We start from the raw sequence: 23,955 nt of genomic DNA on the forward strand, positions 1-23,955 counted from the left end.
ATAGGAGTTCGATTCTCATTTCCCTCTCTGGCGAACTCTTCCTCATCCGGGGGCATGTTGAGGCCTTACATGCTCTCTGAACTCCGGGCAATACAGGGAGAGGTGTCCGGCATGGCCGTGCCGGTGAACCCTCTCCCCGACCTTTCGACTTTCAACTGGTGGTATCATGAACACAGAACAGACACTCCAGAACCTCACGCGTCTCCTCCTCGCCTCGCTCCTTGCCGGGCTTCTCGGCGGCGGGATGATTGTATTCCTGAGATCGTATGTGTATGACTGGTGCTGGTATGATCTCCTCAGTTTCGAACATGGCATTTTTTTCACCATCGGCTGCGCCCATACCCTCGTGCTCTGCTTCCTGACCCTCTTCCTTGCCGGGATGCTCGCGGTCGCGCTGTACCCCGGGAAGAGCCGGGCGCAGGCTGCCTTTGCGGGCGGTGTTTCGGGGTGTATGGCCTGCCTCGTCTTCGTGGTCCATACTCTGGTCTCAGATCTCCTCAGTCACGGGAGCGTCGACCTGGTCGGGGATCTCATCTTCCATGCCTCCTTAATTCTCAGTCATGCTCTCTCCCTCATGTTCCTGACCCTGACCATGGTGGTCTTTGCTGCCCTTGGGGCCCTCATCCTCTTCTCCTCTCTGGAAAAGGCAACCACCCCCGAAGAGAATGCCCGGGCATCGCGGTTGGTCCTCGGTTCGACCGTCCTCATCATCCTTGTCTTTATGGTTCTCCCACCACTCGTCGCCCATGCGATGCCTGGCACGGAGAATACCGGGGCGGCGATCGGCCGGACCGTCATCTCACTCGAACGCACCGCACCCGACACCATCGTCCTCACCGCTCAGGAAGTGCCCGTCGCCTCCGCCCTCGCCGACCCGCACTTCATGGTCTATATCGACGGTATCGAGGTTTCGAATGCCTCTGCCGCTGCCGCAAGCGGTCTTGCCGTGACCGTCGAGCCAGCCGACGGATTGCAGGCGGTTCAGGGGTCGCAGGCAACCTGGAAGGGGACGGCGGTCATGAACAACGGCACGCCGGTGAGTGTCGCCGTCGCCGCCCACGGGGCAGACGGCTCAAAGCAGTTCGTCTTTGACCGTCAGGCCTGACCACAAAACGTTTGGACGAGGGGGTGTCATCCTCTCCATGGATATTTCACTGATCTGCCGCCTCTTCGAGACCCTGCCACGGCAGGGTCCAGGTAACGACGAGAGCACAGCCCGCGCCTTCCATATGATCCCCAAACTCCCGGAGAACCCCGAGGTTCTCGACGTCGGGTGTGGTTCAGGGATGCAGACCCTCGCCCTCGCACGCCTCTGCCCTGACGCAAGGATCACGGCCGTCGACGTCCACCGTCCTGTCCTCGACGCCCTTGAGGAGCGGGCCGCGGCGGCCGGGCTTGCCGACCGGGTCAGGACGGTCCAGGCCTCGATGGACGACCTCCCCTTCGAGAAAGATTCTTTCGACCTCATCTGGGCAGAGGGATCGATCTTTATCATGGGGTTCGAGGAGGGGCTCTCGTACTGGCAGGAATACCTTAAAGACGGCGGATATATGGCAGTCTCCGAGTCGGCCTGGTTCACCGCCGCCCCCTCGCCCGAGGCAAAGGGGTTCTGGGCAGAGGAATACCCCGCGATCAGGACCGAAGAAGAGTACAGGGCGGTCATCAAAGCGTGCGGCCTCGACCTCGTCGGCTCGTTCAGGCTCCCTGACGCGGCCTGGTGGGATGACTTCTACCGCCCGCTTGAAACGAGGCTCGAAGAGTTTGCGGCGGAATACGCCGGCGACTCCGAGGCGATGGAACTCGTCGAGGGAGTGAAGAGGGAGATCGCGGTGTACCAGGACCACGCGGCAGAGTATGGATATGTCTTTTTTGTGATGCGGAAGTAGGGAGGAGATTTTACTGTTAACTGCCGTCAAGGGCAAAAACGTAACGGTAAATCGGTTTGTGTAAAATCTTCCGGGGAAGTGGAGACGATCGATCCCTCCTCAATAAAATATAGAGGTCATCCCAGAACTCTCTGGGCCTCTCTCCCAGAAGATGGGATGTGCCTCCGCTTTTCGGTGTGCCCCCATGCGTTCATGCCTTCCCACACCGCCGCGCCGGGGGCGGCACGCCCCCCAGTGGAGGAGAGGGCGTCGCACTCCAGGAAGGAAAGCCTTCAGTTCAAGGCGATGATCAAACCACAGGGAGTTTTAGGATATGCTCATGGAAAAGAAGGTAAACAGTCTTGAAGTCTAAGACCTGGACAATATAAAATTCGGGGTCGGAAGCCACAGCCATACATTCAGTAACTTTTGTAGATGTTTCGTCGGTCTCCGATCTCGATCACGATGATCACCAGAGTGTCATCTTCCAGGGCGAGGAGTATACGAAAACGCCCAACCCTGAGGGAATACAATGGGGAGTCCTGGTGTCCTTTCAATTTCTTGAGGTGCCTTCGTGGGTGCGGTTCCTCTGCAAGTTGGTAGAGTCTGTTTTTTATCCGCTGCTTTTCATGGAGCTGGAACCGGGTAAAATCTCGCTCCGCACCCGGCGTGATAACGATCCGCCAGATCATTCAAGGCCCTGTTCCCTGACGACATCTTCAAACGGGCGGCACCGACCTGCACGAATATCGGCGACTGCTTCTTCGATCTTCTGCAGCGTCTCGTCGCTCAGGGGTTCAGGGTCATATGCCATATCCAGAAGACGGTTCAGCGCCTCATCATAACTCTCCCGAGGGTGTACCTTTATGGCATCCAGACGGGCCTTGGTCTCTGGCTGCAACTGAATCGTCGTAACCATAGATCCCCATAGGTAGCCATGGGATAAAGTAGTTGTTCCATTTCTTCGGATCCGTTCACGCACCATGAAGAGGGTAATCTCTCTCCCCTTTTCTTCCCTCGAAAAACCCTCTATAGAATATAGTCCCGCCCATAAGATCTTTCGAGAAGTTTTATCCTCGATCTCGGACCCCAGAAAAGTACTGAGGACCTTTCCGATGACCGCGTTGCCGGGTGCGACGTCCTGCCCCTACTGCGGCGCCCCGCTTCCACCTGAAGAGCGGCAGGCCTCCCCCCTCTGCGAGGCCTGTCTTGCAAAGATCGAGAGAGAGGCTCGACCGGTCCACTATGCGAGCAGGATCTCGCGGGACCGGGGGCTCGACATTGTCAGGACCTGGTGGGAAGACCCGTTGATCGCCGGCGACCTCTCGACGAAGGCGCAGGTGACGGAGTGCCGACTGAACCATCTTCCCTTCTGGAAACTCACGGCCCACGTCGTCGGCCATGCGGCCGGCTACAGGACCGATTATGATGAGGCCCCTGACGGGAAAGTGCCGATGGACGTCGCCCTCGACGACGATTTTGTCTGGACCGGGGGGGCCGCAGGCGATATGGGCGGGCTCGGGATCTTTTATCTCCCCAATTTGATCGGTGAAGCGGTGTCTTCAGGTGCCTGCACCGGCCGAGTCGAGGAGGCGACCGTCCCGCTGGCAGAGGGGATCGCAGAAGGGTTGAGAGCACTCGAATACGGGGCGCTGAGATATTCTCGTGTACCCCACATCACCGCACACGAGGTGCGCCTCCGGCATCTGGAGAGTGCTCTGCTCGTCTATCCGTTCTGGACCGTGCGCTACACCTATGCCGGCCACACCTATTTCGCCGCGGTCGACGGGGTGACCGGTACCCTCGTCGCTGGCCGGGCGCCGGGAAATATGTTCAGGAGAATCTTTGCGCTCATCAAAGCCCTGGCCGTCAGCGCCCTCGCCGTCCTGATCGGGATCGTGTACCTTAAATTAATGTTCGGTTCGGACATTCACGGCTTCAGGGAGGGGCTTGCTATTCTTACCCTGGCTATTTATCCAGCATTCTTAATTTTCATCTGCGTCAGAATTGCCTGTGACGCCTTCGCCCACTCCCGGTACGGCGCTGAAATCACCTGCGGCGAGGTGGACGGCGGGTACCGCTCTTCCCTGGAAGAGGTAGCTTCAAAGAACACCGTAAAGATCGCCGGCATCGTTCTTGGGGTCTGCTCCATGGTCATCGGCGGGTTTGTTTTTTACCGCTGGGGAGAATGGCAGGCACTGGTCCCGGCCGGCGCAGGACTGGTCGCGTATATCATCGCGTGTATGTCGCTGTACAATCCGAGATGGGGAACGGCCAGCAGGCGGTGGGTGCATGAGGACTATCATCCCCTGGAGGAGGAAGCGTGACCTCGCGTGGCGTCCGGCCTCGTGGCCCTCTCTATACTCTATGGTGCGGCATAGAAGATCTTTCGAGAGCTTTTATTAATCCAGGAGAATGTCTCAAATCATCCCGTGATGATAGACGAGTTTGAGGAGACGGCGGCCTGCCCGCACTGCGGCGGTCCCCTCTCATCAGAGAGATACGAGGACCCCTCTGTATGCGACGCCTGTCTCTCAGAGATCGGAGCGCGTACCAGGACCCTGCTCTTCACGCAGACGGTCACCAGAGACCAGGCACTCGAAGCGGTACGCACCTGGTGGGACGGGGTTCTGATGGCATGGGGCCTGCGGGACCGGGCGGAGGTCACCGACACCAGACTCCACTATTATCCCTTCTGGAAACTCTCGGCCCATATCGCCGCCGCGGTGAAGGGCCATAGAACCGAATCCCGCGAGGACTCTGAGATCGAAGTCCCGATGGAGGAGGCCGTCGACGACGACTTTGTCTGGACTGAAGCCGCCTGCGATGCGAGCGAGATCGGGGTGTACTATCTCCACAATCTCGGCGGTGAGACCAGGGCCTACGACATCACCACCTTCACCGGCCACGTCTCTGAGTCGACCGTCCCGCAGGCAGACGCCATCTCGGACGGCATCGCCGCCCTCGAATATGGGGTGCTGAAGCGTTCCAGGATCCCCACCATCACGGCGCATGAGGTATATTTCTCTGCGTGTGAGACCGCTCTCCTCATCTATCCTTTCTGGATCGTGCGCTACGACTATGCCGGCCGTCCCTATTTTGCCACCGTCGACGGGGTGACCGGCGACCTCGTCGCCGGGCGGGCGCCAGGCAGTCTGTGCTGGCGGGTCGCGGCATTCGTCGCCGCCCTGACCGCCACCCTCCTCGCGGTCCCGGTGTGGATCTACCTGATGGAAGTGGTGTTGCTGGGGTCTTCGGGCTATTTCTCTGGACTCTTTGGTGATGCCTGGTGGTTTGCCCTGGTCCTGGCGCTCCTGATGATCGTCGGCTGGGGCATTGTCCTCGACGGCTTTGCCCTTGCACGCTACGGCGCCGAGGTCTCTGCCGGCGATCTCCATGGCGGCTACCGGTTCAGATATACTTCAGAGCATGCGCCTTTCAAAAACACCCGGGCGATCGGCGGGATCCTCCTCGGGTTTGGGCTGATGGTCGTCGGCGGGTACGTGTATTGCAACGAAGGGCGCTGGCCAGGACTGGTCGTGGCGGCGGCAGGGCTGGTCGTCTATATGCTCTCGTGCGTCTCGGTGTACAACCCGGCATGGGAGTTGGTGGGCAGGATCTGGGCCAGGGACACCCGTCCTGCAGAGAAGGGGTGACCAGCGTTCTTCTGCCTGAATTTTCTCTATAGTATATTGTGCCCCTCATACACTCTTTCGAGAACTTTTATCCTTCATGGTGAGCCCACCCAGGTATGATGACAGGAGAGGGCGGGGGTCTGCGAGTACCCTGAGCATCATTTGGGGCGAATATGACAGACCGGTGGCCGACGATATCGTACCTCCCCTATGGGGCTCTGATCTTTTCTGGGGAGCCCTGGCCCTCTCCTGACCGCAACACCTCCTCTCCAATGATTGAACCAGATACCCGGGCGCTGCTCTTCACTCGCAGGACCACCAGGAGTCAGGCGCTCGACGCGGTGCGTGCCTGGTGGGGCGGGCGGTTGATGGCCGGGGATCTGAGAGACCAGGCCGAGGTGATTGAATGCCGACTGAAATATGTCCCATTCTGGAGACTCACCGCTCGCGTCAAAGGCCGCGTGGAGGGCTACCGGATGGAATATGACGAATACTTACGTGAGAAAATACCGATGAAGACGACCTTTGATAGAGATTTCGTCTGGACAGGGGCGGCCTGCGATACGAGCGCACTCGGGATTTTTTATCTCAGAAATCTCTTCGGCGAGACGGTGCCCTCTGGTCTCTTCACCGGGCAGGTGACGGTCTCGCAGGACGAGGGGATCGCGGAGGGGAAGAGGGCGTTGAAATACGGGGCGCAGAGGTATTCAGGCATCCCCCATGTCACAGGGCACAGGATATTCCTCTGGCACCCTGAGATCGCCCTCCTCATCTATCCCTTCTGGACCGTGCGCTATCTCTATGCCGGCCGCCCCTATTTTGCCGCGGTCGACGGGGTGACCGGCACCCTCGTCGCTGGCCGGGCGCCTGGCAATCTATTCTGGAGAATCGTCGCCTTCGTCACTGCCACGGGCGTCAGCGTCCTTGCGGTCGCGGCGTGGGTCGTGTTCCTGGAGAGATCGATCTTTCGTGACGGCGGACCAGTTTCTGATTCTGATCTCGGTCTTCTCATTCTTCTGTTGCCCATGGTCATGCTGTGCGGTTGGGGGCTGGTCCTCGACGCCTTCGCCTTCTCCCGCCATGGCGCCGAGATCACCGCCGGCGATCTCTATGGCGGCTACCGCCGTCATCCTGAGACTCCACCCCCTGAGCAGACCACCCTGACCGCCGGTGTCGTCCTCGGGTTCCTCTTCATGATCCTTGGAGTACTGCTCTTCTCCCACTGGGGGATGTGGCAGGGACTGGTCGTGGCCGTGGCAGGAGGCACCGGCTACCTCATCGCCTGCACCTCGCGGTACAACCCTGCATGGGAGACGGCGGGCAGGCGGGAGGGCAGGGATACTAGTCCCCTGCAGAGAGAGGAGGAGTGGTGATGATGGCCTCATGCCCCCCATCACGCAGGTTCAAGAGTGTCCTCGACCGTCCGGAGGCGGTCGAGGTGCTCCAGGACTGGTGGCAGGACGGCCCGAAGGCCCGCGGGCTTGAGGTGGCCGGGGAGATCGAGGCGTGCACTCCCTATTATGTACCATTCTGGTGCACCGAATGGGAGGCGACCGTCTATGTCGATGTCTCTCTTGAAGAGACCTTCAGGCGTTCGCCGGTCAAGGTCGTCTATGGGCGCCGCCGTACCTGGACTGATGTCGCCTGCGATCCCGGCGAGGTCGGGGTCTCGTTCCTGCCCACTCTTCAGGGCGAGACCGTGCCAGACGAGAGGTGCGTGGTACGCGAACTCGGCGTGAGCGTCCCTGAAGACGAGAGCGTGGCCAGGCAGCGGAAGATGACCGAGGATGCGATCATCAAGGAAGTCGATAAAGACTACAGTTCCGCCCCAAAACGGCTCGCCCTCGATCTCCTTGCGTGCACGCTCGTCTATTATCCGCTCTGGGTAGCCCGCTACACCTACCAGGGCCGTGCCTACCAGGCCACCATCGACGGGGTGACCGGCGAGGTGCTTGCAGGAAGGGCACCCGGCGACCTGCTCGTCCGCCTCTGCACCGGTGCCGGCGTGCTCCTCGTCTGTGCCGTGGGGGCGGCGATCTGGATCTGGCTCCTGCGCACCTTTGGGTGGATCGGCGCCCTGATGATCGGGAGCGTGGTCTTCCTCGTCTGCCTCGGGGTTGTGTGGTGGCAGTATTCATTCCTGCGGTACGGTTCGATGATCGTGACCGGGCAGGCCGAAGGGGGATATCGGTATGGTGAAGAATTGGCCACTGAAGAGGAGGAGCCATAGATCCCAAAACGGCCATATCGGGTTTTAACCGGGAATAGCCCGAGGAAACCACCTCTCACAACGCCTCCAGATGGGCGCTTCCTGGAGGGGTGGGGGGATTCATCCTCCGGGAGATCGGGGCCGGAATCGTTGGGATGTAGTGGGAGTATCTGCCCGATTCTCTCGATCAGACGGAGATATGCAGGGTTCTGGTATGGACAGACTCGGCCTCTGAAAAGAAGGAGAATTCCGGAAAAGAAGGGCAAATCAGGCGTATTCTGAGAGGGATTGGGGGCGTCTTCCCCTCGCCTGGGATCCCAGATCTCTCCCCTGAACCCCGCCTCCCTCCTCACCAGAACCAGAACGCCTCTCAAAGGATTCACGCCGCCATATGCTCAGCCTTCGTTCTCCGGCTGCAGGTGCGATTCAGGAGAGGTGTCGTCTTTCCCCTCGTGCACTGCCGCCATCTGGCACTCGATCTCGCGGTGGAGGTCCCTGATCGCCACCCAGGTATAGAGAGCCATCGGGAAGTGCCGCGTGCCCACGCCGGTCCCGAGTCTCACACCGACCACACTGAACGGCGGGATCGTCTGCGTCTTTGTATAATAGCCCTGCACCGCCCAGTAGACCCCGCGGACGATCACGCTGCTCCGCCTTCGGTTCAATTCACCTGGGTCTCTCTTCTGCGGAGGGTGGTGCTGCGGCAGGACACAGTGACTAACCTCTTCCAGTTGAGGAAAGGTCTCATCGATCTCGTCACTCTCCCACAGGTTTCTGCATATTTTCTTCTCTTCTACACCAAACATTGTGGTGCGATCGTTTTTGCATGTCTGTCCTGAGGGATATCGGGGCAGGAAGAGGGTGCGGTCGTGCTCCAGGAAGGCCTGGACGATCATCGAGACCCTGGCCGACCATGCAGGATGGTCTTCCAGCGGGACCTTCCCTTCGGCCAGTGCGAGGTGCTCGACAAACTCGGCGGGGGTGCAGGCCGGCCATCTCCTGAGCATCTTTGTGACCCTGCAGTAGAGATCCCACTCCTCCCCCAGGTCGCGGCCAAGACCTTCAGGGAGGACGCCCCACTTCATGGTGTCCTCGAATGTACCGTTTACCCTCTCAAAACACGGTACCTTCTTTTCAAGGATGATCTGGTCAAACGCATGCTTGAGGATCCTCCACCATCGCTGTCTATACATATGCCCTCCTCATCGCTTCTCTTCTCTCTTCGTTTCGAGAGGCGTCGCCGCACCAGACGGCGGCTCCGCTCATCACATCACATTTTTCTATCATAATTTACCTCAGATCAGGTTCTGTGCTCTTTGCTCGTGCTTGGTGCGTGCGTCCCTGCCGCCACCCGGACGATGTGATCAGGTATTCCTGTTGGAATGATACCGCCCAGGAGGGATCCTGATCTCGAAGCGTGCGCCATGCCCCTCTGTCCCCACTTCCGAGATCGAGAAGTTGAGGAGTTTCAGAGCTCGCCAGGTAAAGAAAAGGCCCATGCCCGTGTGGTCCCCGAAGCCGTACCTGAAGATCCGGGACTTGTGCTCTTCGGGGATTCCACAGCCGTTATCTTGAACGGCGATGACGCCCCCGTTCTCATCTTCAGAGAAGACGATCTGTAGAACTGAAACATTTCCGCCGCCATGGTGCAAGGCATTCTCGATCAGGTTGAAGAGTACCATTCTGATCAATGTGTCGGCATAGATCTCGGCATCTCCGACATCGATGACAAGATCGACCCTCTCATGGGGGACCTCATCGGCGGCGACCAGGACCAGGTCGTGGAGATTGAGCCATCTCGAGGGCGGCACCTTCGGGGCCATATAGGACTCGGCGGTCTCCGCGTGCCACCGTATGCCGTCCACCGCCTTCCCCATGCATTCATAGGGCCGGTGAAGTTCAGGGTGTGTCTGCATCTCGCTGTCAAGAATCTCTCTGTATCCATCGACTGCAGAGAGCAGGTTGAGAATGTCGTGAAAGGTCATGCCACTCATCAATGTCATCTTCTCATGTGCCACTCGAAGGCGGCCATACTCTTCCAGAACAGCGCCTTCGCTCTTCTTACCATCATTTTTCTTCATGATTCACCTCTAATCGGGTTTCTGTTTTCGTTTCTCCTGCCAGTGCCCCTCGAAGCGGCACCTCCGGTACTCCAGAGACCATAGTTCGCCTCGGGGTCTCTCCTGCTCTATCTCTGCTCGTGCGCCAGGCGCGTGACGCTCTCCAGGAACCGGTTCAGGGCGTCTTCTTTTCTTTCTCTGATCGTTTTGAGTTCGGCAATGGCCGCGTCGAGGTCGAACGGCTCGGCCTGTTCATCTGACCGCACCGGTTGGACATACCGCGAGACCTCGAGGTTGAAGTCCTGTGCCGCGATCTCGTCGATGGTCGCCACGGCGCTGAAGCCCTCGACCGTGGAAAAGGCGGTGTAGGCGTCGAGGATCGTCGTGATGTCTCGCTCCAAAATGCCCTGACCTATTACCCCGCCCTGCTCGAACAACCCTGAGGCGTCGATGAAGACGGTCTTCTCCTGCCGGTCCGCGGTCTTCCCTGCGGCGATGACGAGGACGGCATATTCCACTGTCCTCGAGGGAGATATCCGGGGCGGGAGGGCGATGACTCCCTCGACGCGGTCGCGGGTGATGATCCTCGCCCTGATATCCTTCTCTGTTCTCGCGCTCCTGTCGAGGACGCCAGTCGGGACAAAGGCTACCAGCCTCCCGCCTCTGGCAAGGGAGGCGATGGCATGGACGAGGTACGCGTAGTCCCTGCTCGTCCGCGGCGGGACGCCGTACATGATGAACCGGTCATAGGGGTCGCGGGGTTGGAGTGCCTCAGACCCCCAGTCCATGGCCCCTGCAGGGATGGTGCCGACCACACGGTCGAATACGGCGAGGCTTCTCCCCTCCGCAAACCCGGGCGTCAGGATGGGGTCGCCGGTCGCGATGTGCACGTCGGGGCAGTTGTGTGCCAGCAGGGTGAGGCCTGTGACCAGCCTGGTGTAGTCGTTGGGTGTCTGGGCATAGAGGGCGACCCCGCCATCCATTCCATCCCTCCTGGCGTACCGTGCCACCTCGTTCACAATGGTGCCGTCCTGGCAGAAGGGATCGAAGACCGCCATGTCTTCCCCGGGCGCCAGGAGGGGGACAAGGAGGGAGGGGAGAATCGGAGGGATGGCGAAGGTGTCGCCGCCTCTCCAGACCTCGTGCCTGATCCCGTTATATACCCGGGACTTGAGTCGTCTGCGGGCGGTGAGATCATCGTCGAGAAACGAGAGATTGGAGATCTTCTCGACGACCTCGGCCCAGAGGGTGTCCTGGTCGGGGCTGAAGACCAGGGCGTCGAACCATGTCTCCTCGCCGGGATGGGCCTGTTCGAGACGGGCGAAGGCCTCGGTCAGCGCATTTCCGGGGCTTTCTGCGGCGCAGATCTCGTCCCACGCCGGGGCATAGGCGAGAAAGCCAGGAAGGTCGTCTGCCTGGTACTCCTGTCCTATCCTCATTATGAGATGGGGGCGACGATGGTTCGCTGCCGCGTCTTCCCATTCTGCTCTCTGGTCGGCCACCATTTTGAGGGTGAGGAGGGAGGTGAAGAGAAGAGGCGAGTGTGCGGTGGCCGGGTCGGCATGCAGCATGCTCACGATCTGGTGCAGGTCGTCGTTGCGTGTCCGCGAGTCGGTCACCGCCGCACCCCCAGGTGTTCGGCGATCAACGCCTCTTTGATCGTGTCGACCAGGTCCGCCTCCGTGCGTGCGAGCGCCTCATACTCCCGGCAGGCGGCGAGGCACGCGGCCAGGCGGCCCTGGGCCTCTTCGCTGAGGACCGGGACTTCCAATGTTTCGAGGGCGGCGAGGGAGAGGACAGGTACCGCCCTCCCGCGGGCGAGAGGGGTGAGGGCGTCTCTCCCCTGTTGACTGGTGAGATACGCGGCCATCAGGCCGGGGTCGATGCCTTCCCTGAACCTGAGAAGTGCCAGATTCTGGGAGATGAGGAGGCTCTCGCATTTTTTGTCGGCAAGGGCCGCTCTGAAATTTCCTCGCATCGAGAGGAGGACGTCGCCGGCGTGGATGCGGGCGCGTTCGATGTCCCGTTCGTTCCTGGCCGCGAGTTCCTCGACGGCGTCGAAGTCGACGGTGCCGTCTTCCCTCAGTGCTTTGATGCCCACCACTGGATAGAGGCGGTCGTCCTCTGAGCGGGGTGCGCCGGTGCGGGCGCCGCGGATGGCTTTCCCTCCGACAAGGAGATCTTTTATCGGGCTGGTGCAGGGGCCCTCGTGGTGCCCTGGCCTGGCCCGGGTCTGGTGGTTGTGTGGTATGATTGGAACCTCCTGATATCATTACATGCGGCGTGGCCATTGTCCCTTACACGTGTAAGGGATGGGCCGAAATAATGGTTGGCGTAGGAGAATATATACCTTCTGATTGAACGGTTTGTTCTAAGGCCCCTGAAGTGGGGTATCGCCAGCGTGAAGGATCTTTCTCTCGAATGGATGGATCTTATCTGTTTATCAAGCATTCAGCCCGGTCGAGAACCCCTGAATGCCAGGAGAAGTGAAGCGTTTTGTTTCTCTATCCCATGGAAACCGCCTCTCTCGATGGCTTCTGGCGACCGTCCGTGAAGGTACCAGGGGTTTCCATCCTCTTGCGGATCCGACCCTGTATCATTGCGATAGAATGCGTGTATTCTCATGATTTTCAGGATCGAACGGAGATGTGCCGATTCCCTGAGGGGACGATCTCGACCTCCAGAAATGAGGAGAACACCGGGAAATACGGGCAAATTGAGCACTTCTTGGGGCGGGTGGGATGGGGCCCCTTCATGGCCATCCCGGTTCCTCCTCAGATCCATCCAGATAACCACCAAAAAAGAGATGTTCTTCTCGCCCTACCTTATGAGCCCCTCCTGACTTGAGGACATGGAGCAGGACCTCATGGATAAAGGCTTAGAGCACAGAACCAACCAGGGGTATGAAGAAAAAACACAGCCATGTGCGTCTTCTCTCCCTTTACATGGATGCTCACCCGTCGTTCTCCTGCTGCAGGTGCGTTGCAGGGGTAGCGTCGTCTTTCCCCTCGTGCACTGCCGCCATCTGGCACTCGATCTCGCGGTGGAGGTCCCTGATCGCCACCCAGGTATAGAGAGCCATCGGGAAGTGCCGCGTGCCCACGCCGGTCCCGAGTCTTGCACCGACCACACTGAACGGCGGGATCGTCTGCGTCTTTGTATAATAGCCCTGCACCGCCCAGTAGACCCCGCGGACGATCACGGCGCTCTGCCTTCGGTTCAGACCGCTCGGGTCTCTCTTCTGTGGCAGGACATAGTGATAGACCTCTTTTAGTTGGGGGAAGATCTCATCGATCTCGTCACTCTCCCACAGATGTCTCCATTCTTTCTCCTCACTCGAACCAGGAAATCTCTTGAGAGGTATTTTGCGTCTATGTCTTGGGGCCATCTGCGAGAGAAAGAAGGCGATGTGGTGCCGCGGGTCGGTGCTCTCGAACGGGACCGGCATGCCATCTGCCTCGCCCTCCTGCAGGAAGAGGGTGCGGTCATGCTCCAGAAAGGCCTGGACGATCACCGACACCCTGGCCGACCATGCAGGATGGTCTTCCGGCGGGACCTTCCCTTCGGCCAGCGCGAGGTGCTCGACAAACTCGGCGGGGGTGCAGGCCGGCCATCTCCTGAGCATCTTTGTGACCCTGCAGTAGAGATCCCACTCCACCTCCAGGTCGCGGACGAAACCTTGAGGGAGGACGCCCCGCGTCATGGCGTCCTCGAGCGTGCTATTCACCTCCTCGAACCCAGGGACCTTCTTCCCAGGGACGATCAGGTCAAGCACATGCCTCCAGGCCTTCCTAAATTCTCTACACATTTTACCTCCGGGTTGCTTCTCTTCTCTCTTCGTTTCAAGGGGCATCGTTACGGATCATACCCCATTTTTCAATCATACTTCACCTCAGATCAGGTTCTGCGCTCTTTGCTCGTGTTCACGTGCGTGTGGTCCTCGCCGCCGTCTGCAAAATACGGATCAGGGGGTTCCTGTCAGGATGGTACCATCACGGAAGGGTCCTGATCTCGGACTTCTTCTTGGTGTGACCGTGCCCCAATTGCCTCCTCCCCTCTTTGGACCGGCGGCTCTCTCGAAGATCTTTGATCTTCAAGGGCCCCAGGGGTTGTGTCCCCCTCAGCCAGAGAGATTCATCCAGAGATATTCTACAAACCCTCTCCTCCAACGTCTGAGACTGAGAGGTTGAGGAGTTTCAGGGCGTGTCAGATGGAGATTGAGGCCCATACCTCTGTGGCCCCCCACGCCACACCTGATCCAGAACTTGTGCTCTTCATCTTGAACTGTGATGATGGTCTGGGGAGACGATCTCTCTCTATCTCTGGAATGTTCCCGCCATGAGAGAGCATATTATCGTCAATATTGAATAATATTGCCATGATTTATTTTCTGCACAGATCTCGACATTTCCAACATTGATGATCTATCTGATCGACCTTCTTATGGGGATCTCATCTGCAGTTACCTAGACCGAGTTGTGAAGGGTGAGGCATCTCGAGGGTGGCACCTCTAGTACTCCAGAGGTCTCCTGATTGAGGTGTTTGTTCTCATAACCTATGTCGAGAGTTTCAGACGTTTTTAATAGGTATTATATATTCTTTACACGATCTATCTGGCGAAAAGTCCCAGAGTGCCAGAAAAAATGAAGATTTTGTCTTTCTCCCAGGAAATCCCCTCTCTCAATGCCTTCTAGTGACCGTCCGTGAGGGTGCTAGGGGTTTCTATCCTCCTGCGATCTGCCCTCATATATTTGCGATATAATATGTGTATTCTTATGATTTCTAGGATCTAACGAAGATATGCCGATTTCCTGAGGGGACGATCTTGGCCTTCAGGAACGAGGAGAATTCCGGAAAATACGGGTAAATTGGGTATTTCTTAGGTGTGAGGGGGTGCTGTCTCTGCCACCCTCTGGCGAAGTATCAGGGATCTGGTCGATCATCTCTCCTATCTTTGATTATTCCAATATTTTATTTTAGATTTACAGAATAATTTCGAAAGTGACATTAATAGTGAAATAATAATTGGAGATGTTCTTAATTGCCAAATGTCGACCAATGACTGCTATTTCAGGAGTCTGCAGATGAAGAAACTCTCAGCATATGAACTGGAATATCTTGAACACCCGGAACACTTCACCTTTGAATATTTCAGGGAGAAGAAACTCGATCCCCAGTCGGCGCCGGTCGCCCTGAGTCTTGCCGACGAAGAACTCCTCAACCACTATGACAACGACTACCACAACCGCATTTATCATCACACCCTCTTTGCTCCCCAACTCGACACGGCGGGTTCTGCGTACCAGAACCTTGAGGAATATGTTGCAAAGATGTCTGTAGAAGTGCTCTCTGAGCGGATCACCGACGGACCTGACCAGGAATATTCCCTGGCAGAATATTCAGCATTCAGGAAACACCTGGTAACCGCCCTTCATACCTTCCCTGAGATCCAGAAGGCCCAGATCCTCAAAAAAATTTCTATAAAAAGTGGTCTGTCACCGACCGGGATCGACGAGAGTGCCCGGCTTTTTTCGGTGGGCAGTTCGCTCTTTGCCATGGAGTTCTATCTCGCCCTGAAGAAGGCGAAGAGGTGGGAGACCTTTCACCGGGCCTGGCCACGATCAGATCGAGACCTCCATGAGATCGCTGAAACGCCCGAGATCCTCCTCTCGCTCTGGGACCACCAGGTCAGGGCCCGTGACCGCTGGCTCGGTGCCGGCGGGAGAGGAGTGCTCGAGATGGCCACCGCCACCGGAAAGACCCTGGTCGGTCTTGCCTCGGCCTATCACCTCTTCAAAAAGTTCGGCTCTCTCCAGGTGCTGGTGCTCTGCCACTCGCGGGCGATCCTGAACCAGTGGCGCCGGGAGTCCATCGAAAAACTGGGGTTTGTAGGCGATCCCGACGACGATTATACCCACCCGGTCTCCTACCAGGGGAAGTTTGTGATCTCCTTTAACACCATCCAGAAGGTGATGAAAAATCCCGGAGGGTACCGGACCGACCTCCTCATCGTCGACGAGGTCCATCACGGCGCCGGCCTGAAGTTCAGGAGCGCCTTCGATGTTCCCTGCCGGTGGAAGATGGGGCTTTCGGCGACGGTGGAAGGACGGGAGCGGACCACGGTCCTGGACCGGTGCCTCGGAAAGACGGCCTTCACCTATACCCTGGCCGATGCACGGCGAGACGGGATCGTCCCTGAGTTCACCCTGACGATCCACAAGACCTTCCTCGACATCGCCGAGGAGGAAGAGTTTGTATCGATCACCGAGAGCATCAGAAAATCTCTGAACTTCATCAATGCCACCCAGACCAGGGAGATCCGTGCGCTCTCCGGCAACCGCCTGAACCGGTTCGAGAATCTCAGGGATTTTGTCCGCCTGATGACCGACCTCAGGTATCGCAGCAAAGATATCCCGGAAGAATGGCTCCAGTTGATCGGCCTGATAAACAAACGCCGGTGGGTCATCCACCGCTCGTCGCCCAAACTCGAAGAGGCGATCGCCCTCGCCCTGGACCTGGGCCGGACAAAGAAGTGCGTCCTCTTCGCGATGGATATTGCGACCTGCGAGACGATCTATGGACGGCTTTCTGGTTCGGTGCCGGCATTTCTCATTCATTCAAAATTAAAGGACATCGAGGTCAGGCATGCGCTCCAGAGGTTCAGGTCGGTCCAGAACGGCGTACTCATCGCCCCGAAAATGCTCGACGAGGGGATCGACATCCCGGACGCCGAGGTCGGGATCAATGTGGCGTCCTCCAAGACCAAACTCCAACTCATCCAGCGCCTGGGCAGGATCCTGCGGAACCGGCCGAACAAGCGCCCGGTCTTCCACCATTTCGTCGCGGTCCCCCGCCAGTACATCGTCTCTGAGGACTCGTTCACATACCAGAACGACCTCGCCTGGATCACCGATGTGGCCCTGAAGATGGGCATCCCGATCACAGAGACCGCCGACGAATCCGAGAACTTCTCCACATTTGAGCGCGAGTCAGAAGACGCCGTCCGCAACTACTATACTGGTCACGACCGCCTGGTGACCGACGACTTCGGCGTGATCAAGGTCCGCACCATCGTCGACGCCATCCTCCCCGAGGCCCGGCACCGTCTGGTCCGCCTCCTCGGCGAGATGACCGGCCCTCTCACCGACGAGGAGTGGGCGCGGATGCTTAGGTCGGCGTACGGAGACGAGCAGATGCTTGAGATCCCGAGCCAGCGCTGGCTCTTGATCATCGCTGACCGCGACCCGGCCATGATCAGGGACCTGATCGTCAGATATGGGGGGGCTGATGAGGAGAGAACGGTGAAGGTGTCCTGTAGGACTCTTCAGGGTGAAAAGAAGAAATCAAAGCAGCAAAAATCCCGCAAGGGCGCTAAACGGTGTGTGTCATCAGGTTGTACACCTAAGGATCCTGTTGAACGAGCTATCATCTCGTTGAAAAGAAGTACTTCAGATAAGGAACAGAAAAAAGCAATGAAAACACTTCTCGAAATTGGTTCTCCTGCGGTCAATCTCTTGATTGACCTGATTAAGGATGAAAATGTGGAAGTTCGGAAATGTGCGATTGCTGTCCTCAGTCAGATTGGTTCTCAAAGGGCTGTATCCCCTATACGTCCATACCTTCGGGATCCTGATCCCAATGTGCGGAAACAGGCTGTGTTGGCACTTGGCCGTCTGAATGATACTTATTCAAGGCGTATTCTAATGAAGATGCAGCGCGATCCTGCCAAACAGGTGAGAAAGGCAGCGGGAAGGGCGTTGAGGATGCTGCGGGGATATTATTGGTAAGAGAAAAAATTGAACCCAAATATTCCCAGGGTGCGAGATCCCTTTCTCTCAGGTCTCCCCAGGGCATCTCCCCTTCTGTACCGCCACTCTCTCCTCTCCCGAAGATCCATCCTCCTCAGACTTCCCCGTATCCAGTGACACCATCTGCCTCTCGATCGCCACCTTCCCCTCCACGCAGAACGCACCCAGTTCGCATCTCGCCCTGAACGGGCAGCGACCGGCCTCTGGATCTCTCTTTGCGCACCCGAACCTGGAGAGGTGCCAGAGGGGCTCGTCCACGTCCAGGGCGATCATCGGCCGGTCGCCGGCCGCGTGTCCCATGACACTCTCTGCCCAGGCATGCCTGATTTCCTCAAAGATCGTCTTGAGCCTCCCCTCATACCGCCCGCGGACGATCCCGAGACAGAGCGAGGCCCTGGCGACGTGGATGTCCACCGGGATCGGGACCAGGTCCAGATTTTTCATGCAATCGATCCCGGCGTTGTCCCTGAGCATCCGCAGCCAGAGTGGCCCGATCTTCTTCCCTCGCAGGAAGGGGAAGTCCCAGGTCATGCGGCCGTTGGCAGGGTGCCGGTCCTCTTTCAACCGCCTGAGGATCGTCGGGCCGTCATACCCGCAGTCGGCCAGAAAATTTCGCGGGTCTCCGTCCCATTTTTTGTACAGCGAGATGCCCACCGTGCGCCAGATGGTGGTGTCCGCATGATGCTTTTTCGAGAGGTTGTACTTCTCCAGGTCTGCAAAGACCCGGGCATAGGACGCCTCGTGCAGTGCCCCGGGGTCGAAGAGGTACCTGGTCTCGGGGTCCTCGTAGGTGCGTCTGGCACTCTCCCAGAGGGCGTACGCGTCTCGCTGGTAATCGAGGGAGACGGCCAGGGTGAGAAAGAGCAGATGTTCCCGCGATCCCGTCTCGACCCTGGCCGGCGGCCGGTCCTCGGGCATGTCCACTCTCCCGTGAATCCCGGTTGTCCTGAATGCCTCGTACAGAATCGGGGCGACCTGTCGCCCTTTCTCGATGTCATAGGAGAGTATCATATATCTGGATTGGATTGAGACCGATTAACGTTTACGACCTTAAAGCCAATCTATTTTTCAATAGAGAACTTGAAAAAATCTCATACGGTTAAATATTATTTTTTACAGTTCCTTTCTCTACATAATGGCGAATATTTCCTATGTTTATCCCAACGTCTCAAGCCTGCAACAGCGGGGCGGATTTGACGAACGCTGGGAGCTGGCGCAGGAGCATGGCTGCACCTACATCGAGGTCCCGGCTGATTTCATCAAGAACAAAACCGAGGTGAGCAGGACCGGGCTGGACCTCTGCGCCGTCCCCGACCAGGCCGCCATCAAGACATTGTACGAGAACCATGCACGCTGCATCAAAGACGTCAGGTATATCCTCCACACCGAACCTTCCCTCCGGAGGACCGACGGCTACGGGATCTCCGCCCAGGCCCTTCTCAAGTGGTACGACCCGGAGTGGAGGGAGCGTTTTGTCCGGATGGTCCTCGAAGTCTCCGAGTTCCTCGGCAAACCTGCGGCCAGGATCGAGATCCATCCCGGCGACCGCAGGAACCACAACCAGGACCTCATCGACTCGGTCATATTTCTCCAGGACGCCTATGAGAGTGCGTTCGGGACGCGGCCCGACGTCCTCCTTGAGAACCGGACCGGGCAGTGTATCCAGGACGGGAACACGATCAAAAACCTTGCCGACGAGGTGGCGAAGGAGTCCGACGACCTCCAGGCGTCATTCGGGTGTGTGCTCGACGTCCAGCAGTTGTACACGGTGACGAAGGAGAGGTGCTTCGCCTCCTTCGATGAGATCCCGCCGGGCTTTCTCAAGGGCTTCCACATCCACCGGAAACACGGCGCCCCTTCCCTCGACGATCCGATCCCGTGGGAGAAGATCTTCGCGAAGATCAGGACTTTTGATCAGGAGATGATCATCAACCCCGAGATCCATCATAAGAACAGGGTCGGGGAGGTGATCGGGTTTTGTCGGGGGTTGGTGGGGTGATGATGAGGGGGTTCACTTTTTTGGTAGCAGTGCCCCTTCTGAACGCTCACCTTCTCATATCAATCGCACAGGGGACGTTATAGAAAGTTCCTTCCGGTCGCATCCCCTGGATCCCCTGGATTGCGATTCGACGGAGAGAATTTGGAGAGTCTTTCTCCCCCTTTTTCACTTCAGGAGAGTCATTCTCCAGATCCAGCATTACCTCTTCTTATCTGATCCATGTCGAAAGATCTCCTCGCAATTTATTCGATATGGGGGTGGAAGGTTCGAAATCTGCTCTATTTGAAAGGAGATCTCAATGTTGCTGAAAACATCGGTATTCAAGCAAAGGTCGCATTTTCTTAATAATTGGCATACATATGGTCTGGGATCCAGACAATTATACGATAATTCCGAATTTAATCAAATCAAAAGTTTAAAAAGGAATTAATTCTAATTTTAATCGAAATTTAGGTAGATTAAATAAATAGTATATTCATATGATAGTTTGGCAATCCATGTGGCTCTACGATGGCGATTGCCTGATGTAGGAATAATATAGTTTAAAAATCTGAAGATGAAGCGTTTTGAAAATTATATCCGAGAAATCCTTTCCGGAAAGACTCAAAGAAGGTAGAAAACACCTTAAAATTATCAGTGGCAAATCTGAGAACTTGCAACAATTTGTATCTTACAGCATAGGTTAAGAGATACTCGATAATCATCGGAACGAGGAGAAAATTTGAACACACTTATCCAGATGGCAACAGTGGAACTGGCTCAGTTTCTCGATTCAAAATTGCCGGATCAATCATCAGACTGGTGGCAGCAAAATGTTGTTGAGCGTCTCAGTTTTCAGCAGCAGAGGATTGTAGAGGAGCAGGGCTATACTTCTCTCCGACAACTTGACTTTGCAGCGCTCTTGAGGGTGCTGGACCAGAACTGGTACGAACTTTCCACCACACTTCTCCTGCCCCGTGAAGGTCGAAGTTGGGTAAAGGAACTTCAGACCGTACGTAATAAATGGGCTCATCTATCTTCAGAAGCGATAGAAGCGATGCCCGTAAGCGAGAGGTATCGAGATGCAGATACTCTGGATCACCTTCTGATGATGATTGAGGCATCGGAAGATTCCCTGAAAGCGGTAGAATCATTCAAAGCGGCGGCAGTCAGTGCAATGGCAAGAGCCAATTCTGGTGATACCCCGGCACCTGTCCCATCATCAAGCACACTGTCTTCGTGTGAACATCCTGATGTTCCTGTACCTGATACGAATGTTCCTCTTCCTCTCGCTTCGAAGTTCCAGGTGGGTAATCTGGTCTCCTTGCGTTCGAACCCCGAAAAAGTGGTGCCAGTGATCGAAGTTATCCCTGGTGGCGGCGAGTGCCGTTATCGCGTTTTTCAGGATTCTAACGTGGCTACTTACTATGAAAGCCAGTTAGAAACAGTATCTAGCGCGAGTGATGATCGCAAGATTTTGACGGCCAGTGAAGTACACGCCTATCTGACAAGCATCCAGATCCTGTCACCTTCTACTGCCAACCTCTTTTCTCTGCGTGCGGGACGGGTTCAGTTTGTACCATACCAATATCGACCCGTCCTGAAGATGATCCGGGCCGACCGTCCTCGCCTCTTGATCGCTGATGAAGTAGGAGTTGGCAAAACCATTGAAGCGGGCCTTATTATTAAGGAACTGCAGGCAAGAATGGATCTGTCCTCTGTCCTGATCATCTGTCCCCGGGCACTTGTCGCTGAACGAAAGTGGGATCTGGAGATGAAGCGTTTTGATGAAGACTTCACTACTCTCAACGGAGATCTTCTCAGACATTGTCTTCAGGAAACTTCTGTTGAAGGAGAGTGGCCTGAGAAGTACGCAAAGGCTATTTTGCCTTTTTCACTCTTCGACCAAAGACTTCTGTTCGGATCCCAGCGGTCGGGTCGGCAGAAGAAACAGGGTTTACTGGCTCTTGATCCCCCACCGAAATTCGATCTGGTCATCGTTGACGAAGCCCACCACATACGAAATCCAGAGACCTATCTGCATCAGGGAATACGTTACTTCTGCGACAATGCCGAGGCCGTTCTTTTCCTCACTGCCACACCTGTTCAACTGAGCAGCCAGGATCTCTACACCCTGCTCAATGTATTGAGACCCGACCTGGTAATTGACTCGGTCAGTTATGACCAGATGGCAGAGCCGAATTTTTATATTACAGAGGCGGCGCAGTTCTGTCGCAGAGGGGAGGAAGGCTGGCAGGAAAAAACCCTTTCCTCCCTCGACAAGACTGCCCAGACCACATGGGGTCGATGGTTTCTGCGAGAATCAGTTGAATTCCAGACAGTCTATGATCGTCTGCAGGAAAAAATGCTCACTGATACTGACAGGGTTCAACTGACCCGTTCTGTCGAAGAACTATATACATTCAGTTCGATGATCAACCGTACTCGCCGGCGTGATATCGGGGAATTTACCACACGTAAACCTGAAACAGTGATCGTCGAATTTACCCTTGCACAACAGGAGCTTCATGACAGTCTTCTCGACATAATCAAGCGGATCTTATCCTACAGCCACGACCAACAGAACGTAAAGTTTATGATGACGACTATTCGCCGGCAAGCGGCGAGTTGTCTCTATGGGCTGGCCCCACTCCTCGAAGACATCCTGAATGGTCACCTCGACAGACTTGAGTTTATGGAGGTGAGTGACAGTGATGATGAACCTGATCTAGGCTTCATTGACGTGTTGCGAGCAGACATTGAGGTTTTGCTGGAGAAAGCCCGGAATTTAGATGATCATGATCCCAAAATCGAGGCTTTTGTCAGGATCATCACAGAAAAGAATACCTTGCCAAACAATAAAATTTTGGTTTTCAGCACATTCCGCCACACCCTGATCTACCTGACCGAATATGTGAAACACACGGAACTACGCTATGGACTGATTCATGGTGATGTCCCTGATGAAGAACGTGCTGATCTGCGCCGCCGGTTTGCTTTACCCAAAGAAGACCCTCTGGCCATCGATATTCTCCTGTCTTCGGAGGTGGGTTGTGAAGGTCTTGACTTCCAGTTCTGTGATTTCCTCATCAATTATGATATCCCATGGAACCCTATGCGAATCGAACAGCGTATCGGCCGTATCGATCGCCACGGGCAGAAGAGCGAGACTATCGCCATTGTCAACTTTGTCACACCTGGTACCATTGATGCTGAGATCTACGTGCGTTGCTTATGGCGTATCGGTGTTTTTCAGCATTCTGTTGGGGGGAACGAGGAGATCCTTGGGGATATCACCCGAAAAATCCACGAAATTGCCGATCGGTTTTCCCTGACCGAGGAAGAACGCGAAAGCAGGCTTCGCCAGCTTGCAGACAACAGCATCCGCCGGATCCAGGAGGAACAGGAACTTGAAACAAGACAGTCCGAACTGATCGGACTGAATGTTCCAAATCACACTTGGCTTCAGGAAATCGAGGAAGCTGAAAGTTACTGGTTATCTCCTGAAGGGATTCAGCAGTGTGTATCAAGTTATCTCGCAGCACGGGTTGGCACTGAAACAGAGCACCTGCTTGGAGAAAAGGCAAACAAGACTTTACGGCTCAATATAGAGGCCAGATCTAGATTGCTCGATGATTACAAACGTCTGCCTCGCTCTTCAGAACCTGTCGCTCGAGAGTGGGAGAAGTGGCTCAAGGGCGATCAGCCTACATTGTCAGTAACCTTTGATCAAAAAGCAGCGGTGGAGGATACAAAAATTGTGTATCTCTCAGTAGTCCACCCGCTGGTCAGGCAGGCGGCCCATTTCCTACAACCCGGCCAGGTGGTCTACACTATGCTTTCTGCGCAGAGTGCAGAGGCCTCACCTGGCACCTATCGTTTCGGGATTTACCTCTGGAAAAAGCAGGGCGTGAAGCCCGATGAGGAACTCGTCCCGGTGGCTTCTGATCCAGCGATTGAAGGAGTCATGCTTTCGATCCTGCGGTCTGCTACAGAACTCAAAGATGCCCAACTCCTTGACCCTGTTGAATTCGACGCTTTAGAGGCCAGACACTACACCAAGTGGAATGCTGCACGGGCGGATCACATTGCCGAAAACCGTCAGCAGGTCGAGCACCGGATCCAGAGCTTGAATGTGAGTCATCAGGCACGATGTAAGACAATTAAGGACCAACTCGAGGGAACCTCGAATGAGAAGATCAGGTTGATGAAACAGGGCGAACTGACAAGAGCGAACGCTGATTTTGAGAGGCGTATGAAGGATCTTCGACAAGCAGCAAGCAGCGGGGACATCCACGCCACTGCGGTGATGTTTGGGATCATTCAGATTCAGGAATGAGATATGAGAGGGGAAAAACCGTATTACAGTTTTTACGTTTCAATCAGGGAGCCACGTACTG

The 23,955-nt window shown here is 56.3% G+C and carries 17 protein-coding genes; 9 read left to right on the forward strand and 8 right to left on the reverse strand.

The window, feature by feature from the left end:
• Positions 1 to 166 precede the first annotated feature (166 nt).
• On the forward strand, positions 167 to 1,105 hold the full coding sequence (locus tag J2129_RS03920) for a hypothetical protein (protein ID WP_209629624.1): 939 nt from the start codon (positions 167 to 169) through the stop codon (positions 1,103 to 1,105).
• Positions 1,106 to 1,142: 37 nt separating this feature from the next.
• Entirely contained in the window at positions 1,143 to 1,886 is a 744-nt protein-coding gene (locus J2129_RS03925) for a class I SAM-dependent methyltransferase (RefSeq protein WP_209629625.1), read from the forward strand.
• A gap of 398 nt (positions 1,887 to 2,284) precedes the next feature.
• On the opposite strand, the gene J2129_RS03930 is transcribed toward J2129_RS03925, so the two are convergent.
• Positions 2,285 to 2,557, reverse strand: a complete 273-nt coding sequence (locus J2129_RS03930) for a type II toxin-antitoxin system RelE/ParE family toxin (protein WP_209629626.1) — start codon at positions 2,555 to 2,557, stop codon at positions 2,285 to 2,287.
• Positions 2,554 to 2,784 (reverse strand): hypothetical protein, encoded by a 231-nt coding sequence (locus tag J2129_RS03935; protein WP_209629627.1) that lies wholly within the window; start codon positions 2,782 to 2,784, stop codon positions 2,554 to 2,556. The genes J2129_RS03930 and J2129_RS03935 overlap by 4 nt, the downstream gene beginning before the upstream one ends.
• A gap of 196 nt (positions 2,785 to 2,980) precedes the next feature.
• On the opposite strand from J2129_RS03935, the gene J2129_RS03940 reads away from it, so the two are divergent.
• The 4 genes from J2129_RS03940 (at position 2,981) to J2129_RS03955 (ending at position 7,730) form a co-directional block, all read left to right on the forward strand.
• Entirely contained in the window at positions 2,981 to 4,192 is a 1,212-nt protein-coding gene (locus J2129_RS03940) for a hypothetical protein (RefSeq protein WP_209629628.1), read from the forward strand.
• A 108-nt stretch (positions 4,193 to 4,300) separates the two neighbouring features.
• Positions 4,301 to 5,521, forward strand: a complete 1,221-nt coding sequence (locus J2129_RS03945; protein ID WP_209629629.1) for a hypothetical protein — start codon at positions 4,301 to 4,303, stop codon at positions 5,519 to 5,521.
• Positions 5,522 to 5,772: 251 nt separating this feature from the next.
• The gene (locus J2129_RS03950) at positions 5,773 to 6,873 is read left to right on the forward strand and encodes a hypothetical protein (RefSeq protein WP_209629630.1); all 1,101 of its coding nucleotides are present in this window, start codon (positions 5,773 to 5,775) and stop codon (positions 6,871 to 6,873) included.
• Positions 6,873 to 7,730, forward strand: coding sequence for a hypothetical protein (locus J2129_RS03955; protein ID WP_209629631.1), 858 nt, complete (start codon positions 6,873 to 6,875; stop codon positions 7,728 to 7,730). The genes J2129_RS03950 and J2129_RS03955 overlap by 1 nt, the downstream gene beginning before the upstream one ends.
• 374 nt (positions 7,731 to 8,104) lie before the next feature.
• On the opposite strand, the gene J2129_RS03960 is transcribed toward J2129_RS03955, so the two are convergent.
• The 5 genes from J2129_RS03960 to J2129_RS03980 form a co-directional block, all read right to left on the reverse strand.
• Entirely contained in the window at positions 8,105 to 8,902 is a 798-nt protein-coding gene (locus tag J2129_RS03960; protein WP_209629632.1) for a hypothetical protein, read from the reverse strand.
• A 171-nt stretch (positions 8,903 to 9,073) separates the two neighbouring features.
• Positions 9,074 to 9,694: a HAMP domain-containing sensor histidine kinase gene (locus tag J2129_RS03965; RefSeq protein ID WP_209629633.1), complete on the reverse strand. Its 621-nt coding sequence runs from the start codon at positions 9,692 to 9,694 to the stop codon at positions 9,074 to 9,076.
• A gap of 203 nt (positions 9,695 to 9,897) precedes the next feature.
• Entirely contained in the window at positions 9,898 to 11,388 is a 1,491-nt protein-coding gene (locus J2129_RS03970; RefSeq protein WP_209629634.1) for an N-6 DNA methylase, read from the reverse strand.
• Positions 11,385 to 11,870: a hypothetical protein gene (locus J2129_RS03975; protein ID WP_209629635.1), complete on the reverse strand. Its 486-nt coding sequence runs from the start codon at positions 11,868 to 11,870 to the stop codon at positions 11,385 to 11,387. Before J2129_RS03975 ends, J2129_RS03970 begins: the two co-directional genes overlap by 4 nt.
• Positions 11,871 to 12,722: 852 nt before the next feature.
• Positions 12,723 to 13,577 carry a hypothetical protein gene (locus tag J2129_RS03980; protein ID WP_209629636.1) on the reverse strand — a complete coding sequence of 285 codons (855 nt, stop codon included), beginning with the start codon at positions 13,575 to 13,577 and terminating at the stop codon, positions 12,723 to 12,725.
• A 1,276-nt stretch (positions 13,578 to 14,853) separates the two neighbouring features.
• On the opposite strand from J2129_RS03980, the gene J2129_RS03985 reads away from it, so the two are divergent.
• Positions 14,854 to 17,556 carry a HEAT repeat domain-containing protein gene (locus tag J2129_RS03985; RefSeq protein WP_209629637.1) on the forward strand — a complete coding sequence of 901 codons (2,703 nt, stop codon included), beginning with the start codon at positions 14,854 to 14,856 and terminating at the stop codon, positions 17,554 to 17,556.
• Positions 17,557 to 17,604: 48 nt separating this feature from the next.
• Here the strand turns inward: J2129_RS03985 and J2129_RS03990 are convergent, their stop codons facing one another.
• The gene (locus J2129_RS03990) at positions 17,605 to 18,588 is read right to left on the reverse strand and encodes a hypothetical protein (protein WP_209629638.1); all 984 of its coding nucleotides are present in this window, start codon (positions 18,586 to 18,588) and stop codon (positions 17,605 to 17,607) included.
• 124 nt (positions 18,589 to 18,712) lie between these two features.
• Between J2129_RS03990 and J2129_RS03995 the strand changes: the two genes are divergently transcribed.
• Both J2129_RS03995 and J2129_RS04000 read left to right on the forward strand, forming a co-directional pair.
• Positions 18,713 to 19,576, forward strand: a complete 864-nt coding sequence (locus J2129_RS03995; RefSeq protein ID WP_209629639.1) for a hypothetical protein — start codon at positions 18,713 to 18,715, stop codon at positions 19,574 to 19,576.
• 721 nt (positions 19,577 to 20,297) lie between these two features.
• The gene (locus J2129_RS04000; protein ID WP_209629640.1) at positions 20,298 to 23,894 is read left to right on the forward strand and encodes a helicase-related protein; all 3,597 of its coding nucleotides are present in this window, start codon (positions 20,298 to 20,300) and stop codon (positions 23,892 to 23,894) included.
• The last annotated feature ends 61 nt before the right edge of the window (positions 23,895 to 23,955 follow it).

Origin of the sequence: Methanofollis sp. W23 (genome assembly GCF_017875325.1) — an archaeon.
In the GTDB taxonomy this organism is placed as follows: domain Archaea; phylum Halobacteriota; class Methanomicrobia; order Methanomicrobiales; family Methanofollaceae; genus Methanofollis.

Coding starts and splice junctions, on each gene's coding strand:
- J2129_RS03990 (WP_209629638.1), bottom strand. CDS start 18,588: ATGATACTCTCCTATGACATCGAGAAAGGGCGACAGGTCGCCCCGATT.
- J2129_RS03920 (WP_209629624.1), top strand. CDS start 167: ATGAACACAGAACAGACACTCCAGAACCTCACGCGTCTCCTCCTCGCC.
- J2129_RS03980 (WP_209629636.1), bottom strand. CDS start 13,577: ATGTGTAGAGAATTTAGGAAGGCCTGGAGGCATGTGCTTGACCTGATC.
- J2129_RS03965 (WP_209629633.1), bottom strand. CDS start 9,694: ATGACCTTTCACGACATTCTCAACCTGCTCTCTGCAGTCGATGGATAC.
- J2129_RS03935 (WP_209629627.1), bottom strand. CDS start 2,784: ATGGTTACGACGATTCAGTTGCAGCCAGAGACCAAGGCCCGTCTGGAT.
- J2129_RS03945 (WP_209629629.1), top strand. CDS start 4,301: ATGATAGACGAGTTTGAGGAGACGGCGGCCTGCCCGCACTGCGGCGGT.
- J2129_RS03985 (WP_209629637.1), top strand. CDS start 14,854: ATGAAGAAACTCTCAGCATATGAACTGGAATATCTTGAACACCCGGAA.
- J2129_RS03995 (WP_209629639.1), top strand. CDS start 18,713: ATGGCGAATATTTCCTATGTTTATCCCAACGTCTCAAGCCTGCAACAG.
- J2129_RS03950 (WP_209629630.1), top strand. CDS start 5,773: ATGATTGAACCAGATACCCGGGCGCTGCTCTTCACTCGCAGGACCACC.
- J2129_RS03960 (WP_209629632.1), bottom strand. CDS start 8,902: ATGTATAGACAGCGATGGTGGAGGATCCTCAAGCATGCGTTTGACCAG.
- J2129_RS03925 (WP_209629625.1), top strand. CDS start 1,143: ATGGATATTTCACTGATCTGCCGCCTCTTCGAGACCCTGCCACGGCAG.
- J2129_RS03940 (WP_209629628.1), top strand. CDS start 2,981: ATGACCGCGTTGCCGGGTGCGACGTCCTGCCCCTACTGCGGCGCCCCG.
- J2129_RS03955 (WP_209629631.1), top strand. CDS start 6,873: ATGATGGCCTCATGCCCCCCATCACGCAGGTTCAAGAGTGTCCTCGAC.
- J2129_RS03930 (WP_209629626.1), bottom strand. CDS start 2,557: ATGATCTGGCGGATCGTTATCACGCCGGGTGCGGAGCGAGATTTTACC.